Annotated in this window: 13 protein-coding genes and 3 tRNA genes; 12 read left to right on the top strand and 4 right to left on the bottom strand. The window is 67.4% G+C overall.

Translation table 11 applies throughout. From position 1 onward, the window contains the following. The first annotated feature begins 77 nt into the window (after positions 1-77). Positions 78-848: an NAD-dependent glucose-6-phosphate dehydrogenase Azf gene (gene azf, locus SM753_RS10270; RefSeq protein ID WP_323191530.1), complete on the top strand. Its 771-nt coding sequence runs from the start codon at positions 78-80 to the stop codon at positions 846-848. A 190-nt stretch (positions 849-1,038) separates the two neighbouring features. Here azf and SM753_RS10265 read toward each other — a convergent pair whose 3' ends face one another. Continuing rightward, positions 1,039-1,260: a hypothetical protein gene (locus SM753_RS10265; protein WP_323191529.1), complete on the bottom strand. Its 222-nt coding sequence runs from the start codon at positions 1,258-1,260 to the stop codon at positions 1,039-1,041. A 167-nt stretch (positions 1,261-1,427) separates the two neighbouring features. Between SM753_RS10265 and SM753_RS10260 the strand changes: the two genes are divergently transcribed. Next, the gene (locus SM753_RS10260; protein ID WP_323191528.1) at positions 1,428-3,719 is read left to right on the top strand and encodes a PAS domain S-box protein; all 2,292 of its coding nucleotides are present in this window, start codon (positions 1,428-1,430) and stop codon (positions 3,717-3,719) included. Here SM753_RS10260 and SM753_RS10255 read toward each other — a convergent pair. Beyond that, positions 3,716-4,336 (bottom strand): DUF309 domain-containing protein, encoded by a 621-nt coding sequence (locus SM753_RS10255; RefSeq protein WP_323191527.1) that lies wholly within the window; start codon positions 4,334-4,336, stop codon positions 3,716-3,718. The genes SM753_RS10260 and SM753_RS10255 overlap by 4 nt on opposite strands. A gap of 204 nt (positions 4,337-4,540) precedes the next feature. Continuing rightward, positions 4,541-4,613: transfer RNA gene (locus SM753_RS10250), tRNA-Arg, on the bottom strand. Between the two features lie 189 nt (positions 4,614-4,802). Here SM753_RS10250 and SM753_RS10245 point away from each other — a divergent pair. From SM753_RS10245 to SM753_RS10230, 4 genes are all read left to right on the top strand, one after another. Further along, a complete protein-coding gene (locus SM753_RS10245; RefSeq protein ID WP_323191526.1) occupies positions 4,803-5,375 on the top strand; it encodes a hypothetical protein in 573 nt (190 codons plus the stop codon). A 138-nt stretch (positions 5,376-5,513) separates the two neighbouring features. Further along, positions 5,514-6,977 carry a single-stranded DNA binding protein gene (locus SM753_RS10240; protein ID WP_323191525.1) on the top strand — a complete coding sequence of 488 codons (1,464 nt, stop codon included), beginning with the start codon at positions 5,514-5,516 and terminating at the stop codon, positions 6,975-6,977. 67 nt (positions 6,978-7,044) lie between these two features. Next, complete coding sequence (locus SM753_RS10235; RefSeq protein WP_135533941.1) at positions 7,045-7,476, top strand: histone; 432 nt, start codon at positions 7,045-7,047, stop codon at positions 7,474-7,476. Next, the gene (locus SM753_RS10230) at positions 7,476-8,492 is read left to right on the top strand and encodes a histone deacetylase (RefSeq protein ID WP_323191524.1); all 1,017 of its coding nucleotides are present in this window, start codon (positions 7,476-7,478) and stop codon (positions 8,490-8,492) included. The genes SM753_RS10235 and SM753_RS10230 overlap by 1 nt, the downstream gene beginning before the upstream one ends. Here SM753_RS10230 and cca read toward each other — a convergent pair. Beyond that, positions 8,471-9,934, bottom strand: a complete 1,464-nt coding sequence (cca, locus tag SM753_RS10225; protein WP_323191523.1) for a CCA tRNA nucleotidyltransferase — start codon at positions 9,932-9,934, stop codon at positions 8,471-8,473. The two genes, SM753_RS10230 and cca, sit on opposite strands and share 22 nt — an antisense overlap. A 108-nt stretch (positions 9,935-10,042) precedes the next feature. On the opposite strand from cca, the gene SM753_RS10220 reads away from it, so the two are divergent. From SM753_RS10220 to SM753_RS10195, 6 genes are all read left to right on the top strand, one after another. Then, positions 10,043-10,115 (top strand) — tRNA-Asn (locus SM753_RS10220). Between the two features lie 81 nt (positions 10,116-10,196). After that, positions 10,197-10,271: transfer RNA gene (locus SM753_RS10215), tRNA-Ile, on the top strand. A gap of 221 nt (positions 10,272-10,492) precedes the next feature. Further along, on the top strand, positions 10,493-13,180 hold the full coding sequence (locus SM753_RS10210; protein WP_323191522.1) for a transglutaminaseTgpA domain-containing protein: 2,688 nt from the start codon (positions 10,493-10,495) through the stop codon (positions 13,178-13,180). Continuing rightward, positions 13,177-13,878 (top strand): hypothetical protein, encoded by a 702-nt coding sequence (locus tag SM753_RS10205; RefSeq protein WP_323191521.1) that lies wholly within the window; start codon positions 13,177-13,179, stop codon positions 13,876-13,878. The genes SM753_RS10210 and SM753_RS10205 overlap by 4 nt, the downstream gene beginning before the upstream one ends. Beyond that, positions 13,878-15,185 carry a DUF58 domain-containing protein gene (locus SM753_RS10200; RefSeq protein WP_138796567.1) on the top strand — a complete coding sequence of 436 codons (1,308 nt, stop codon included), beginning with the start codon at positions 13,878-13,880 and terminating at the stop codon, positions 15,183-15,185. The genes SM753_RS10205 and SM753_RS10200 overlap by 1 nt, the downstream gene beginning before the upstream one ends. After that, positions 15,182-16,705, top strand: a complete 1,524-nt coding sequence (locus SM753_RS10195) for a hypothetical protein (RefSeq protein WP_323191520.1) — start codon at positions 15,182-15,184, stop codon at positions 16,703-16,705. Before SM753_RS10200 ends, SM753_RS10195 begins: the two co-directional genes overlap by 4 nt. The last annotated feature ends 45 nt before the right edge of the window (positions 16,706-16,750 follow it).

The following is a 16,750-nucleotide window of genomic DNA, read 5'->3' as shown; positions in this document are numbered from 1 at the left end:
TCCCGAGAGCGCGTCGGCGCAGCGGCGACGGAACGGATCGCACGTTTCTTATCCCGGTATCCTCTGGAAACACACGAATGGACGACCCTGTCTTGCTCACGGGCGCGTCGGGCCGTGTCGGGCAGGCGATCCTCGGTGGTCTGGCGGACGAGTACGAGTGGCGTCTGCTGGACCGGGACCCGCCGACCGGCGACCAGCCCGGTGAGTTCGTCGTCGCGGACGTGACCGACGAGGAGGCGATCCGCGACGCGATGGACGGGGTCGGCGCGGTGATCCACCTCGCCGGGGATCCGCGCCCGGAAGCGCCGTGGGACAGCGTGCTGACGAACAACATCGACGGGGCGAAGACTGTGTTCGAGGCGGCGGCCGACGCCGACGTCGACCGCGTCGTCTTCGCCTCCTCGAACCACGCCGTCGGGGCGTACGAAACCGACGAGCGAACGCCGGGACTGTACCGCTCGCACGACGAGTACCGACTGGACGGGACCGAGCTTCCGCGGCCGAGCAACCTCTACGGCGTCTCGAAGGCGACCGGCGAGGTGCTCGGGCGCTACTACCACGACCACCGCGACCTGCGGGTCTGTTGTGTCCGCATCGGCAATCTCACCGAATCGCACCCGCCGATAGATTACGAGCGCGGGCAGGCGATGTGGCTCTCTTACCGCGACTGCGCCCACCTCTTCGACCGCGCGCTCCGGGCCGACTACGAGTACGAGATCGTCTACGGCATCAGCGACAACGACCGGAAGTACTACTCCATCGACCGCGCCCGTGAGGTGCTGGGATACGACCCGCAGGACAACTCCGCCGCGTGGGACGGCGACGAGCGGGCTTCTGAAGGAAGCTAAGCGCGGTACCGCTCAAGTTCGGGGGTAATTCAGATCCTCGCAGGGCGCTCCCGAAGCGGAGGCGGCGTATCGGTGAACCGCTCCGCCTGCCGTGTGATACTGTCGGCTGTACCTTCGGAACGATACTCGGACCCCCGGGAGCCCGATATTCTGCAAGGGAGGACAGCCGACAGCATGAGAAGACGCCTCGTTACTCGGCGGAGTAGGACGCATCGTAGCGCCTGTAGAGCGCGGTAAACGCGATGAATACGGCGATTGCTCCGACACCGACGCCGACCCATTTCGAGTACGGGACACCGAGGGAGAGAAACGACATAGCGACCGCCTGTCCGCCGATCGCCATGGCCGCAAAGACCGCTAAGCCGAGGAGGAACCGCGTGACAACATTGTCCTCGACCGGATTTTGAGCCATAGATGAACGAAGAGTTCGGGTCGAAATAACTCTTTCTTCTACTCGCGGGGTCCGACCGGTCAGTTCCCGACGCCGCGGGCACCGAACTGAACGGATCGGTAAACACCGAACTGAACGGATCGGCAAAACAGCTTATATGTGGGGGTTCCGTTGTCGGCGGTACCGTAATGCAGTCGTCCATCCGAGTGCTCTACGTCGGCGGCGACGAAAACAGCGTAGCGGCGCTCGAACGGGACGGGATCGACGTCGATGCGGTGAGCGAGAACGCCGCCGTCGAGACCGGGGGAGAGGCCGACTGCGTCGTCTGCGCACAGGACCTCGGGGAGATGAACTGCCTCAGCCTCGTGGAGACGCTCGGATGCCAGTACCCCGACCTGCCGGTTATCCTGTTTCCCGCCGACGGCGACGAGACGCTTGCGAGCGAGGCTATCACGGCCGGCGCGGCCGAGTACGTCCTGCGGAACGGACCCGACGCTGAGGACCGACTCGCGAAGCGGATCCGTTCCGTGACCGGCGCGCCCGGCGATCCGGCGACGCGGCCGCTCGGCACGGGATCGATCGGCGATACCGACGGTGGGAGCGACGGACACGAGAAGACGCTCGCAGAACTGCACGCGGCCACCCGTGACTTGATGGCCGGAGAGTCGCGAACGGAGATCTGCGATATCGCCGTCCAAGCGGCGAAGGACGTACTTGGTCTGTCGCTTACCTCGGTGTTTCTCTACGACGAGGAGACCGAGCGTCTCGAACCGGTCGCCAGTACGCAGGAGACGCGAGACCTGTTCGGGGACATTCCCGATTTCGGGCCGGACGAGTCTATCGTGTGGAGCGCGTTCGAAACCGGCAAACTCGTCTATTATCCGGACATCCGGGAGGCGGACCACGTCTACAACCCGGACACGGAGGTTCGAACGGAACTCCAGATCCCGCTCGGAAGTCACGGCGTCTTGGTCACCTCGTCGACCGAGCGACGGGAGTTCGCCGACCACGACATCGACTTCGCGCAGTTGTTCGCCGCCAACGTGGAGGTCGCACTCGAACGAGCGCAGCGGGTCGAACTACTCCGCGAGCGCGAGCGGGAACTCGAACGATACGAGCAGATATTCGAAACGGTCCAAGACCGGGTGTGCGTGCTGGACGAGACCGGCGCGTTCCTGCTCGTCAACGACCCGTTTCTCGCGATGGTCGGCTACGGACGGGCGGATCTGCTCGGCGCGCACGTCTCCACCGTCATCACCGATACGGACGACGAGCGGGCACTCCTGCGTGGGGACCGAACGGGGACCGTCGTCGAGACGGACGTGACCACGGCGGACGGTGAGCGGATCCCAGTCGAGATAGACAGCGCGATCCTCTCCCGTCCGGACACCGAGTTACACGGCGTGGTCGGCGTCGTGCGGGACATCAGCGACCGAAGACGAGTGAGAGCGGAACTCGAACAGGAGCGCGACCGGCTGTCGGCGCTGTTCGAGAACATTCCGGACGCCGTCGTCCGCACGTCGTTCGAGGGCGGCGAACCGCTCGTCCGCGACGTCAACCGAGCCTTCGAGGACGCGTTCGGTTACGACGCCGAGGAGATAGCCGGGGAGCCACTCAATGATTTCGTCGTCCCGCCGGACGAGCGGAGAAACGCGGCCGATCTCGACGAACGCGTCGTGACGGACGGGCGCGTCAAAGCCGAGATCCGTCGGCAGACCGAGGACGGGATCCGGCATTTCCTGTTCCGCGGCGTGCCGATCGACCGAAGCGACGAGAGCGACGAGTACGAGGGCTACGGCATCTACACGGACATCACCGACCGGAAGACGCGTGAACGCCGCCGGAAAGTGCTCAACCGGGTACTCCGCCACAACATGCGTAACGAGATGAACGTCATCAGCGGCTACGCCGAACTCGTCGACCCCGACGCCGATGCGGACTACATCGAGTCGGCGGCGACGGCGATAGAGCAGACGGCGAACGAGGTCGCGGACCTGAGCAACAAGATCCGCGAGATAGAGCGAACGCTCGACCGTGACGACGATGACCGGTATCCGGTCGATGTCGTTGCGCTCGTCGACCGGGTGGTCGCCGCACACGGCGATACGGCGGTCGATCTGAGCACGGACCTCCCCGACCGACTCACCGTGGAGGCCGACGACGGACTCGGACGAGCGCTCGAACACGTCCTCGACAACGCGGTCGAACACACCGATCGCGCGGTCCCCTCGGTCCGCGTCACCGGGAGACGGGTCGACGACTGGGTCGAGATCGAGATCCGCGACGACGGGCCGGGCATCCCGGAGACGGAGCGGGAGGTCCTCACCGGCAACCGCGAGATAACCCAACTCGACCACGGGAGCGGTCTCGGTCTGTGGCTGGTCAACTGGATAGTCACGTCCCTCGGCGGCGAGGTACGGTTCGACGATAACGACCCCCGCGGTAGCGTCGTGACGCTCCGCCTTCAGGCGGCGGACTAGTCGAACAGCCCGGCGACGTCCGACGCCCGGTGGTCGCGCTGTGCGACGTGTTCTGCGAGTCGCTGGTAGATGATGTCGCGGTCGTCCGGGGACCGGGCGAAATCCATCACGAACGTGACGAACTCGCTCGTTCCCTGTCCGGAGTCGAGGTCGTCGCGGGCGTAGGCCGCCCCCTGTTCCAGTACGTCTTCGTCGAACCGCTCGGACTCCTCGGCGATGATCCGGGCCGCGATAGCCGACGGGCCGAACCGGAGGTCGTCCGGCGTGACGGGGTCTCCCTCGTGGACGAGACGCGGCGGCGGCGACCGCTCTATCCGCTCCGGGTCCGAGTCAAAGCGTGCGAGAGCCGACCGCACCGCGGCGACGTCTATCCCGCGGTACTCGTCGGGCAGGCCGGCGAGGTACTCGGTCGCGCTCTCGGCGAGACCGGCAACGCCCTGCCAGTTTCGCTGGCGAGCGTGATGCACCACTGCGGTGAACTGAATCAGACCGTGAAGCAGTCGCTCGTCGTCGGTGTCTCGCTCTAGGTCGAGCCAGTAGTCCTCCCAGGCGTCGTGCGCGGCGTGGTACTCGCCGGCGTTGTACACTGCCACGCCCGCTCGGAGGTGGTCGCGCATATCCGGAGTTGGCCGCTCCGGCCCTAACGCCTTTCGCTCGGCAGACGCGGAGTTCGCAGACGCTCGAACGACGCGGGAGACGGAGCGGCCTCGCGGTAACCGGTCCAGAACGCTCTGACGGACGTATCGACCATCCACTCAGTCGGTCGGTAGGCGAACCGTGAAACGGAGTAACTGCTGTTCAGAAACAAAACGTGTGAGAAGCGTCCGGACGGAGATTTGAACTCCGGTCCCTGGCTCCGCAAGCCAAGAGGATAGTCCACTACCCTACCCGGACTCAACTCTACGTTTCCGGGTGATACGTAAAGCGGTTACGGTCTACAAACGGGGTGCGGCACGGTGACACGGGAGAACGACCGCCGGCGTCCGGACGGACGGACTCATCGTCAGATCGGCGTCCGGGGAAGGTCAAAACCGCCTTTGACCGTACACAAGGGCTTTTCCCAACGCTGTCTGATGTGAATTCATGAAACGACGCGATGTGCTTCGGCGGACGTCGGTGGCGGCGGCAGTCGCAGTCGGCGCGGGAGCGGGTTGTCTGTCCGACCCGGACGACGGGGGTAACGACGACGGTAGCACGGAGACAGACGAGACAGACGACGGGGAGACGAGCCAGGACACCACGACAGAAGCGACGGACGACGAGGAGACGAACCGAGAAACGACGACGGAAGAAGCGGCCGGCGGAGGAGCGTCGGATGTCACAGCCAGATCGATCAGCACTACGAACACGGACTGTCAGTCGTCCGGCGATTCGGAGACCGCGAGCGTCTCGTTCGGTGACGGTCAAGTGGACCTGAGCGGCGTCGTCAGCGCACCGGACCCGTGTCACGAGGCGGCGTTCGAATCAGCCAAGTACGACGGCGACGAGTTCGTCGTCGTCATCGGCGTAGCCTCGGACGGCAAGGCCTGCATGCAGTGCGTGGGAGTCGTCGAGTACGAGGGGTCGGTCGGGTTCGAAGAAGGTGTTCCTGAAACAGTGACCGTAAAACACCGCAGGCAGGAAGAGACCACGACCGTTACGACCGCCTCGCCGTAGCGAGGGTTTATCAGCTATCGGGGCGCAAGCAACCGGCGAGATGGACACAAGAGCGAAGCGCCGATCGCAAGACTGCGGCGGGCCGAATGGGCAAGGACAACGCTTAAGCGCGGTCCAACCTTGCCTGTCCGTATATTCATGGGCGAGATAGAGGACGTCTACGAGGATCTCGATGCGGACGTCTCCCTCGAAGAGTTCCGGGAAGCCGTCGAGGAGAAGGTCGACCAGATGGGCGGACTCGCGGACGAGGAGACTGCGGCGATGCTCATCGCCCACGAACTCGACGAGAGCGAGGTCGACGGCGTCGCCGACGTGGAACCGGGGATGGAAGACGTCGAGTTCACCGCGAAGGTGACCGGCGTCGGCGAGGTTCGGACGTTCGAACGGGACGGCGAAGAGGAGGAAGACGGGCAGGTCGTCAACGTCGAACTCGCGGACGAGACCGGGGCTATCCGCGTCACCTTCTGGGACAAGATGGCCGCAAGCGCCACTGAAGAACTCGCAGTAGGTGACGTGATCGCCGTCAAGGGCCGCCCGAAAGAGGGGTACAACGGCGTCGAGGTCAACGTCAACGACGTCGACCCCGACGTAACCGACGACATCGACGTACAGATCCAGGACGCGTACCGCGTCGAGGACCTCTCGCTCGGCCTCTCGAACGTGAACCTCGCGGGCAAAGTGCTGGACACCGAGTCCGTCCGCACGTTCGACCGCGACGACGGGAGCGAAGGGAAGGTGGCGAACCTCGTCCTCGGCGACTCGACCGGCAAAGTTCGCGTGACGATGTGGGACGACATGGCCGACCACGCCGACGAACTGTCGTCGGGTAACGCCGTCGAAGTAGTCGATGGCTACGTCCGCGAACGGGACGGGTCGCTCGAACTCCACGTCGGCGACCGCGGCGCGGTCGAGGAGATAGACGAGGAGATAGAGTACACCCCCGAGAGCACGCCGATCGAGACGCTGGAGATCGGCCAGACGGTCGACATCAGCGGCGTCGTCCGTTCGGCCGACCCGAAACGCACGTTCGACCGCGACGACGGGAGCGAGGGCCAGGTCCGCAACGTCCGCGTGCAAGACGACACTGGAGATATCCGCGTCGCCCTGTGGGGCGACAAGGCGGACGAGGACATCGCTCCGGGCGACGAGATCGCGCTGACGGACGTCGAGATCCAGGACGGGTGGCAAGACGACATCGAAGCCTCCGCCGGTTGGCAGTCGACCGTGACCGTACTCGGCGAGTCCGACGGCGTTTCGGGCGGAGCCGAAAGCGACGACGGGACGACCGGTCTCGACGCGTTCGGCGACGACGCGGACGACGGCAGTTCGACTGCGAGCCGCGACGGTACAGCGAGCGACGACCCGACCCAAGCCGCCGCGACCGACAGGTCCGGCGATGGCGGCGGGGCCGCGGCGGTCACCGTGGACGGCGAGGAAGTAGAGTTCACCGGGACCGTCGTCCAGGCTGGCGACCCGGTCGTCCTCGACGACGGCGAGGAGACGATGAGCGTCGAAACCGACGCCGACGTGCGGTTAGGACAGGAAGTGACGGTCCGGGGGACCGCCGCCGACGGCCGCATCGACGCGGACGACGTGTTCTGAAACGAGCGCAGATCGGTGGATCGTCACTACGAAAAAGGTTAAGGGTGCGTCCCACCCGGGTTTGGGTATGAGCGTCGAGTTACCGTTCGCCCCGGTCGACACCATTATTCGCCGCAACGCCGGGGAGTTGCGCGTGAGTGCAGAGGCCGCCGAGGAATTGGCTCGTCGTATTCAGGAACACGGAGCGACGCTGGCGGTCGACGCCGCGGAGCACGCCACCGAGGACGGGCGGAAGACGCTAATGGCGGAGGATTTCGGCGTCGAACAGGTAGTCGACAAGGATTCACTGGAACTGCCGGTCGCACCGGTAGACCGCATCGCACGCCTGACCATAGATAACAGCTATCGCGTCTCGATGGACGCCAGGATCGCTCTGGCGGACATCCTCGAAGATTACGCCGACAACGTGGCCGCCGCGGCGGCGACGCTGGCGCGTCACGCCGACCGGCGAACGATTAAGGCCGAGGACATCGAGACGTACTTCACGCTCTTCGATTGATGAAGTTCGGTTACAGCGAGGTCTGCCTGGACCACGATACGGGCACGCGCCACCCGGAGACGCCGGACCGCCTCCGAGCGATCCGGGAGGGTCTGAAGCGGGAGCACGGCGTCTCGTACGTCGACGCCTCGTCCGCAGACCCGGCCGCCGTCGAGGCGGTCCACGACCCGGAGTACGTCGCGGAGTTCCGCGAGTTCTGCGACGACGGCGGCGGCAACTGGGACCCCGACACGGTGGCCGTCGAACGCACGTGGGACGCGGCCCTGAAGAGCGCGGGCCTCGCACAGTGGGCGGCCGAAACCGCGCTCGCGGGCGAAGACGGTCGCAAGACCCCGTTCGCGATCGGCCGTCCGCCCGGACACCACGCTGTCACCGACGACGCGATGGGGTTTTGCTTCGTCAACAACGTCGCCGTCGCCGCCCAGGCCGCACTGGACAACGACGCGGGCGTCGACAGCGTCGCGGTCATCGACTGGGACGTTCACCACGGCAACGGCACTCAGGAGATATTCTACGACCGCGACGACGTGTTCTTCGTCTCGATCCACGAGGACGGCATCTACCCCGGGACCGGAGAAGTGGACGAGACGGGCGAGGGGGCGGGCGGCGGGTACACGATGAACGTCCCGCTCCCGGCCGGATCGGGTGACGCCGAATACGCCGGCGTCGCGGAGACGGTGGTGACGCCCGCACTCGTCGATTTCGACCCCGACCTACTGCTCGTGAGCGCGGGGTTCGACGCCCACCGCCACGACCCGATATCGCGGATGCGCGTCTCTACGGAGGGGTACGGCGTTCTCACAGACCGGGTTCGGAGCATCGCCGACGACACGGACGCCGCCCTCGGGTTCGTCCTCGAAGGCGGCTACGGCCTGGACGTGCTCGCCGAGGGCGTCAGGATGGTCCACGAGGTGTTCGACGGCCGGTCACCGGTCGAACCCGAAAACGAAGTCAACGACGACGTCGACGGATTACGTGACGAACTGCGCCGTGTTCACGGCCTGGGCGAGAAGTAGCGGGCGAGTTCAACGCCGAACGCTTCGGCGAGAGCCGCCACGTCGTCGCCGACCAGCACGTCGTACTCCTCTCTGAGCGCGTCCTCGACAGTCACGCCGAGGCCGCCGTCGAACAGCGCGTCGCTCTCCAGAAAGCCCGCGGCGGTCGCGTGCTCCCGGCGTCGCTCGGCGACGTAGCGGTCGCCGTCGACGAACGGACCGTAGGGCGGACCGAACCGGCCCGAGGACTGGCCGTCTCGGGACTCGGAGTCCGACTGACGGCCGTTGTCGGCGTACTTCTCGTAAAACCCCGTCGCGTGCTGGCGGAGGTGGACGGGCGGGCCCTCGTGGCGTTCGACGGCGGGGCGTTCGGCGACGGCCAGTTCCGCGAACAGGACCGCGTCGTCGTCGTTGGCGAACGTCGTCGCGCGGAGGACGTCGAACCCGCGGCGGTCGAGTTCGTCGGTCACGCCGGAAAGCGACTTTCGGAGTTGCGGGTACAGTTGGTCCTCGACGATGTCGGGCGCGTCGAACCGGACGGCGACGGGCGTCGTCCCGCGTTCGGCGATATGCGCGCGGACGTCGTCCGCCGAGAGCGGGGTCGGTTCGGACGGGAAGAACAGGTCGGAACGCGGGTCGTCGAGTAACTCGCGGGCGTAGTGCTGGAGGCGGGCGAGGTTGTCCGCGGAGAGGACGGCCGCGACGTTGCGCTCGGGGTCCGTTGGGTCTATCACGACGAGAGGGTCGTCGAAAGCGAGGTCGGCGGTGCCGCCCTCGTCGTTCCGAGAGGGCGACGCGGTCTCACGCGCGCCGTGGTTCTCCGGATCCAGACGGACCGGCGGGTTCCAGTCCGCCGCCGCCTCGACGAACCCGCGGAAATCGCCGTACTCCAGAACGAGCAGTTCGGTGAGGTAGCCACTGAACCCCCGCGTCCGGAGGTCGCTTCCGTACGCGCCGATCCCCTTGAGGAACTGCTTTGCGAGGCGTACGTCCGCGGCGCTGTCGTCGTCAAGCCGTTCGCGCAAGTACTCGGTGTGAAACGGCGTGCGGTCGACGGCCGACTGTATCTCGGTCGCCGCGGGCACGTCGTAACACGGTACGAGGTCGACGTCGAACCCGTCGTACTCGCCGGTAACGTAGGGGTGTTCGGCGTACTCCTCGTGGCCGTCCGGCAGGACTTCGTTGCCGACGCGAAGGCCGTACTCTTCGAGCGTCTCGCGGTCGATCTCGGGGGGAAACCGGACGAACACGTCGATGTCGCGGTCGCCCTTGATCCACGTTTTCCGTGCCGTACTCCCGACGAGTATCACGTCCGCGTCGGCGTCGAGATCCGCGACGGCGTCTTCTGCGCGTTCGACGAGTTCGGCCGCGGTCGCCGACAGGCGGTCGCGTTCCTCGGGACCCGGATCTATCTCCTCGCGAACCGCCCGTACGGCGGCGTCAAACGCGTCGTCGTCCGTCATCGCCGTTCGGTACTCACCGTCGCGCCGAAAGCGTGTCGGTGCCCCGCGCCGTGGGGCGGAAACGAAAGCCATATCAAATGCCCTCCGCTACTCGGAAGTGACGCACGTGCCGCCGTAGCTCAGCTGGTAGAGCACCTGGTTGTTACCCAGGTTGTCACAGGTTCGAGCCCTGTCGGCGGCGCTCCTTTCTCTCTTTCGTCGACGCACTCTGACGCAGTCGCTTCAAAAGACTTGAAAAGCGGGCCCTCCAATTGGTGGCTGAGGGCCCGTAGCTAAGTCTGGTAAAGCGCCCGGCTCATAACCGGGCGATTCCTTGGTTCGAATCCGAGCGGGCCCATTTCTGCGACGAACGGACGTGAGGAGCGGATAGCCCGCGGATTCGAAATCGACCGCGGCGAACGGGGCGATCCGACGGCGTAGTTCGAATCCGAGCGATCCTACCCCCGCCAGGGCGTCCTACCGTCACCGTATGGCACCTCGAAGACTTATTACGATGTCGGCATACTACCAACATAACCGAACTGGCCGGTCCCCCTCCACCGGCCGTGAACACGATCTATGGCCGGATCTCGATCCCCTGACGACGACCGACAGGACGCGTCGAACAGCCCGTCAGCGAGCGGCCGCGACCTCAGTCGAGCGGCGCTGGCCGTCTGCTGTGCGATCGGGCTGGTGATAGCCGGAACGGTGATGCCGGCGCTTGCGGCCCCGCTCAGCGGCGGCAGTATCGACAAGACGCTGTTCGACCAACCCGGCAGCGGGAGCACTGATCCGGGCGGTACTGCGAGCGGGAGCGATCCCGCTGCCAGTTCCGGACTCGGGGCGTTGAACCCGGGGGACTCGACGGGGGTCGGCGGATCGCTGGGCGACCAGTCCGGCGCGTTGCGCAACCAGTCGGCGGAGACGCACTTCTACGTGGAGAGCGATGAACCCGCCTACTGGCGCACCGGCGCGTACGCCGAGTACGAGGGATCGGGGTGGCAGAACCTCGGAACCGCGAGCGACGTGACTGGCCAGCGGCCACCCGGCGACGGACAACTCGTCGAGCAGCAGATAGAACTCGAACGCCCAGCGAGTACGCTCCCTGCGGCTTATCGGCCGGTCGACGTCGATGCCGATACGGGCGTGTTCGAGCGGCGGGGGGCGCTCATCCCCGAGCAGTCGGTTCCGGACGGCACAGAGTACACCGTCATGAGCTATCGGGTCGACCCGGATCCCGCGACGCTCCGGAGGGCCGGGACGGAGTTCCCGGGAGACGAGAGAACGTACACGCAACTCCCCGCTACGACGCCGGACCGCGTCGAGGAGTTCACTAGCGAACTGACGGCGAACGACCGGACCGACTACGACAGCGCAAAGACCATCCAGAAGTGGTTGAAGGAGAACCACGATTACTCGCTCGACGCCTCCCACGAGTCGGGCGAACCCGTCGCCGACCAGTTCATCTTCGAGATGGACGAGGGGTACTGCGAGTACTTCGCGACGACGATGGCGGTGATGCTCCGGTCGCAGGACATCCCCGCGCGCTACGTCGTGGGGTACAGCCAGGGCCAACCGACCGACGACGGGCGCTATCAGGTGCGCGGAATGAACGCCCACGCCTGGGTCGAGGTGTACTTCGAGGACGTCGGCTGGGTCAAGTTCGACCCGACGCCGGCGGCCGACCGGCAGACGACTCAGCAACAGGCGATAGAGAACCAGACCGGAAACGGTGAGGAGTATCCCCACGACGTCGAAACCGGACCGAACGAGACGTACGAACCGAGCGACGAGTCGATCTCGAACGCCGGGCCGCCGTACAACATCGACCTCGACCGCACGCCCGCACCGGGACGCGACGTGACCGTGACGGTGGAGAAAGGCGGCACGCCCGTGGAGGGCGTCGTCGTCTCGTTCAACGACGACGAGATCGGCGTCACCGATTCGAGCGGAGAGGTGACCGGGACGGTGCCGTACGAGGGAGAGCTCGAAGTGAGTGTCAGGCCGCGAGGCGACGGATACGCGTTCGCCGCGGGGCCGTCGGCCGGGCCGGGCAAGTCGAGCGAGCCGACTACTGTCGGCAACTGGGTGCCCACAACGTCGACTGCTCAGGAGGAAAACGGGAGTCGAACGTACGACGTTGACACGGCCGTCGACTTCGAGGTCAGGGGGACGGCGACGCCGGGCGCGACAGTAGACCTGTACGTCAGGGCGGGCGGCGAACCGATGCGGAACGCGACGGTCCGCGTCGACGGCCGGGCGGTCGGCGAGACGGACGTCGGGGGCATTGCTGCGGTGGCGATCCCGGAGGACGCAGGCGACCGGATCACGGTCGAAGCGGAGCGCGGGACCGTAAGCGGGGAGACGGAGATCGAACTCGGCGAACTGGGCGTGAGCGTCGACGGGCTAGCCGTCGCCGGACGAAACGCCACCGCGACCGTCACGGTCGACGATCAGCCCGTATCGAACGCGACCGTGTACGTCGACGGCGACGCCGTCGGAACGACCGACGCGAACGGCGAACTGTCCGTGTCGCTGCCGCTGTCGAACGGCGCGACGCTCGCGGCCTCGGTTGACGGGCGGCGGACGGAAACGGCGCTCGACTGGCTCTTCCTTCCGATCGCTGTCGGCGTCGCCATCCTCCTCGGGACCCTCGCGGGAGTCGTCGCCTCCGCGCGGCGGCGCGACGTGACCGCGGACGACGTGCGAAACGGCCTGCGCTGGCTGGCAGGGGCGGGTCTCGCCGTCATCGTCGCGCTGAGCGACGGCCTCGACGGCGTCGCGCGCCTCGCGCGGCGGGCGGCGGACCGGCTCGACTGGATACCCGACCGACTGCGGGCGCTCGTCGCCGGGATGACGGCCCTGAGCGTCGTCGCCGCCGCGGTCGCGTTGCTCCGACGGCTGTGTCGCCCGATACTTCGACTGTTCGGAGTGGCTGACGAACGGGCGGCCGCGAGCGCCGGAGACGGGGCCGATAGGAACGTCATCAGCGCGACACCCGACGAGAACGTAACCGAGGCCCAGCGCTCGCTCCGGGCGGTCTGGCGGGAGTTCGTCAGAATAGTCTCGCCGCGGGGCTGGCGAACGCAGACTCCCGGTGACATCGCCCGCTCGGCCGTCAAGAGAGGGTTTCCGGACGGACCGGTGTACAGACTGACGAACGCCTTCAGGCGGTCGGAGTACGCCGACGACCCGCCGGACGAGGGGCGTCTCTCGGCGGCCCGGCGGGCGCTCGACCGACTGCGCGACCGGACGGAGGACCGATGACAGTTCCGACGCGACGCGCCGTGATCGCGCTCGGGGCGGTGGGAGTGGCCGCCGGCGTGGCGTTCGGCTTCGCCCCGGATCTGGTCCCCGCCGCGCTCCGCGCCCCGGCCGAATCCGCGGTCGGAGCGGTCGGCGATTCGAGAGTCTCCATCGCCGTCGCGGCGGTGGGCCTGATAGCCGTCCTCTGGACCGTCCGCTCCGGGGGTGACACCGGCGGCGCGGGCGACTCGCTCGTGACGATGCCCCCGGAGGAGGCGACAACGGACACGACAGTCGCCGGGGGCGGGTTCGACGACGCAGTCGAACAGGTCGGCGACCGGAGCATCGGTATCGGTGGTCCGCGGGGGTCGGAACCGGCTGTGCGTCTCCGCTCGACGGCGACGACAGTGCTCGCGCGGACACGGCCTGACGACGCCGACATCGAGGCGATGGTCGCGACGGGGACCTGGACTGACGACCGCGTCGCGGCCGCCTTCCTCGGGGACGAACGGACGCCCGAGTGGACGTTCGGTGAGCGTCTGAGGGCGTGGCTCGCACCTGAGCGCGAAACAGAGCGTCGGGCACGGCGGACGGTCGACGCGCTGCAACGCGAACTCGACCGCCACGAACGCCGCTGGCACGACGGCGGGATGGCGAGCAGCGGGCGTACCGACGCGGTGACAGACCGGAGACCGGAGGAGGCGGAGGTGCGTCGCTGATGCGGTCTGTGTCGCGGTGGAGCGGTGCGGTCGCCGGGAGCGCCGCGCTGGTATCGGCAGGGATCGTCAGCGGCGAGCAGGCGCTGGTCGCGGCGGCGGCGATCCCGCTCGGGTTCGTCCTGTTCGGAGCGCTCTCCGGGACGACCCCTGCGGAGCGCGCCGTTCGGGTCGAGCGCACGGTTCGGCCCGAGGCCCCGATGCCCGGCGAGCGGGTCGAGGTAACGCTGCGAGTGACGAACGCGACGGAGCAGTCGCTCCCGGATGTCCGCATCGTCGACGGGGTGCCCGACCCGCTACAGGTGATCGACGGATCGCCGCGGGCCGGGTTCGCCCTCAGACCGGGCGAGACCGAGACGGTCGCGTACTCAGTGACCGCGCGACGCGGCGAGTACGCGTTCGATCCGCCGACGGTTCGGACGCGAAACGCGAGCGCAACGCGGTACGATAGCGCGTCAGTTCGCGTTGCGGGCGTCGCTCGCCTCACCTGCGAGGTCGGCGTCGACGACGTGCCGCTTCACGAGCAGACGACGGGCTTTACCGGGCAACTGCCGACGGATACCGGCGGACCCGGGGTGGAGTTCTACGCAACCCGCGAGTACCGGAGCGGCGACCCGCCGAGCAGGATCGACTGGCGACACCTCGCGAAGAGCGGGTCGCTGACGACGATCGATTACCGCCGGCAGCAGGCCGCGCGGATCGTCGTCGTTCTCGACGCCAGGTCCGAATGTGATATCGCGCCGGTAGCGGGCGCGCCGAGCGGCGTCGACCTCGGCGTGTACGCCGCGGCGCGGCTGGTCGGGACGCTGGCGAACGCCGACCATCAGGTCGGCGTCGCCGCCGTCGAAGACGGCGGGTCGACCCCCGATATCGCGTGGGTCGACCCGTCGAGCGGACCGGAGCTCCGGGCCCGCGCCGAGCGCCTGTTTTCCGAAGTGATCGAGACGCCGGGGGCCGAGCGGAGCGTCGCCGACGGCAGCGGCGTCACCCGAACGGCGCGCGGCGCAGGGTCGGACGCGCTCGCCGAACTTCGAAAGCGCCTCTCGGGGGACACGCAGATACTGTTCGTCAGTCCGTTCGTCGACGACTACCCCGCTGACGTGACGCGGACGCTCTCAGCCCACGGCCACGCAGTGACGGTCGTTTCGCCCGGTGTCACGACAGACGATTCACCCGGGAAGCGGATCGCGACGCTCGAACGAGACGTCCGCCTGGCTAGCATCCGCGACACGGGGGTTCCGGTCATCGACTGGCATCCGAACGCGCCGCTGGCGACCGCCCTCGCCGACGCGCTGGAGGGGATGCAATGAAGCTGACGCGGCCGTTCGTCTCCCCGGACCGCGCGGCGAACGGCGACGCGTCGCCACCGGAGACGAGTCGCCTGCTCGTCACCGCCATCGTCGGCGCAGGCGTCCTGTTCGTCGGGTCTCAGAGCACGGTGTTCGGTCAGGTCGTCGAAAGCAGCCTCACCGCGTTCGTCGTGGCCGTGGCGCTGTCGCTGTTGAACGAGGACGAACCGGAGATGCTTGCGCTCGGATGTCTCCTCCTCGCTCCCGCCGGCGCGTCGCTCGCGGGGGACCTGATATCTATCGCGAGCGGCCCCCCGATACGGGCGCTGCGGGCGCTCGCTCTCGTCGTCGCCAGCGGCGGCCTCGGCGTCCTCTGGACGGGTAGTCTCGGAAACCGGACGCTCACGGTGGCTATCTCCCGGTTCGGGTACGCCCTGTTCCCGCTTTCGGTCACCGCGCTCGGGGCGATGGTGTGGCAGGTCGGCGCGGTCGAGACGGCCGCAGTCGGCGAGCCGGTCCTCGCCGGACTGTGGGAAGAACTCGTCGCGCCGTCCGGACCGGGGCCCCGAATCGCCGACTTCCTCCTCTTGCTCGCGGTCAGCGCCTACGTCGTCCGGGCGGCGATAGACCGCTTACCGGTCGCCGAACTCGCGCGGAATCGGAACGTCGAGCGGCGGGTCGAACAGGTCAGAACCGCTCGCAAAACCCTCAGAAAGACGTACCGTCTCGCCGCGCCCGCGGGCATTCTCCTCGGGATACTGACTCTCGTCGGGGCGGGCCACTACGAGGCGCTACCCGGACCGGTCGTCGCCCTGCTGGGCGGCATCGCGTCGCTGTCGCTTCTGCGGACGCTGCTCGTGTTCGCGTTCGCCGGCAGCCTCGTCGTCATTACCGTCGTCGACGCGCTACTGTGGGCGCGCAACGCCGCCGCGTCGGACCTGGCCCCGCGGATCGTTCCGTTCGCGTCGGGGTTAGCGTTCGTCGCCGCCGTCGTACTGTTTACCGAACCAGTACTCGCGAGAGTTCGCGACAGGACGCCGGCCATCGCGATACCGGTGCTTGAGGAACTGGTCAGAGTCGTCGGCGAGACGCCGGTCGCGCTGCTCGTCGTCTCCGCCACGTTGCTCCTGTTTACGGTCCTCGCAGGAGCGGTGGCTGTACTCGGTTGGCTGGGCTTCCTGACCGACCGGGTCGCCCCCGTCTCGGTCGCGAGTAGCGGCCTGTTCGTCGCCGCACTGGTGTCGGGCGTCATCGGCGACCGGCCGGTCGTCGTGTACGTCGGCGTCGCGACGGCGATAGTCGCCTGGGACGTGGGGGAGTTCGGCGTCGGCGTGACGGAGGAACTGGGACGGAACGCCTGGAGCAGACAGGGCGAACTCACACACGCACTGACGAGCGCCGCCGTCGGCGTCGGAACCGTCCTGTCGGCGTTTGCCCTGCACGGCCTCATGCGGCGCTCGATTCCGGACGGAACCCTCGCCGCCGCCGGCGCGGTTGCGGCGTTCGTCGGGACGCTGTTGTTGCTATCGCGGTTGCGCTGACCGTTTGCCGGGGATCAGTTGAGGTCCGGTAGGTAGGTAGTGTCA

It is taken from the genome of Halostella sp. PRR32, from assembly GCF_034808085.1.
GTDB classification, from domain to species: domain Archaea; phylum Halobacteriota; class Halobacteria; order Halobacteriales; family Natronoarchaeaceae; genus Halostella; species Halostella pelagica.
Note: the sequence above shows the minus strand (reverse complement) of the source record. Positions and strands in the feature narration are given on the sequence as shown.

Bases quoted from the DNA above. Each gene is read 5' to 3' on its own strand.
- azf (WP_323191530.1), top strand. From the start codon at position 78: ATGGACGACCCTGTCTTGCTCACGGGCGCGTCGGGCCGTGTCGGGCAG.
- SM753_RS10265 (WP_323191529.1), bottom strand. From the start codon at position 1,260: ATGGCTCAAAATCCGGTCGAGGACAATGTTGTCACGCGGTTCCTCCTC.
- SM753_RS10260 (WP_323191528.1), top strand. From the start codon at position 1,428: ATGCAGTCGTCCATCCGAGTGCTCTACGTCGGCGGCGACGAAAACAGC.
- SM753_RS10255 (WP_323191527.1), bottom strand. From the start codon at position 4,336: ATGCGCGACCACCTCCGAGCGGGCGTGGCAGTGTACAACGCCGGCGAG.
- SM753_RS10245 (WP_323191526.1), top strand. From the start codon at position 4,803: ATGAAACGACGCGATGTGCTTCGGCGGACGTCGGTGGCGGCGGCAGTC.
- SM753_RS10240 (WP_323191525.1), top strand. From the start codon at position 5,514: ATGGGCGAGATAGAGGACGTCTACGAGGATCTCGATGCGGACGTCTCC.
- SM753_RS10235 (WP_135533941.1), top strand. From the start codon at position 7,045: ATGAGCGTCGAGTTACCGTTCGCCCCGGTCGACACCATTATTCGCCGC.
- SM753_RS10230 (WP_323191524.1), top strand. From the start codon at position 7,476: ATGAAGTTCGGTTACAGCGAGGTCTGCCTGGACCACGATACGGGCACG.
- cca (WP_323191523.1), bottom strand. From the start codon at position 9,934: ATGACGGACGACGACGCGTTTGACGCCGCCGTACGGGCGGTTCGCGAG.
- SM753_RS10210 (WP_323191522.1), top strand. From the start codon at position 10,493: ATGGCCGGATCTCGATCCCCTGACGACGACCGACAGGACGCGTCGAAC.
- SM753_RS10205 (WP_323191521.1), top strand. From the start codon at position 13,177: ATGACAGTTCCGACGCGACGCGCCGTGATCGCGCTCGGGGCGGTGGGA.
- SM753_RS10200 (WP_138796567.1), top strand. From the start codon at position 13,878: ATGCGGTCTGTGTCGCGGTGGAGCGGTGCGGTCGCCGGGAGCGCCGCG.
- SM753_RS10195 (WP_323191520.1), top strand. From the start codon at position 15,182: ATGAAGCTGACGCGGCCGTTCGTCTCCCCGGACCGCGCGGCGAACGGC.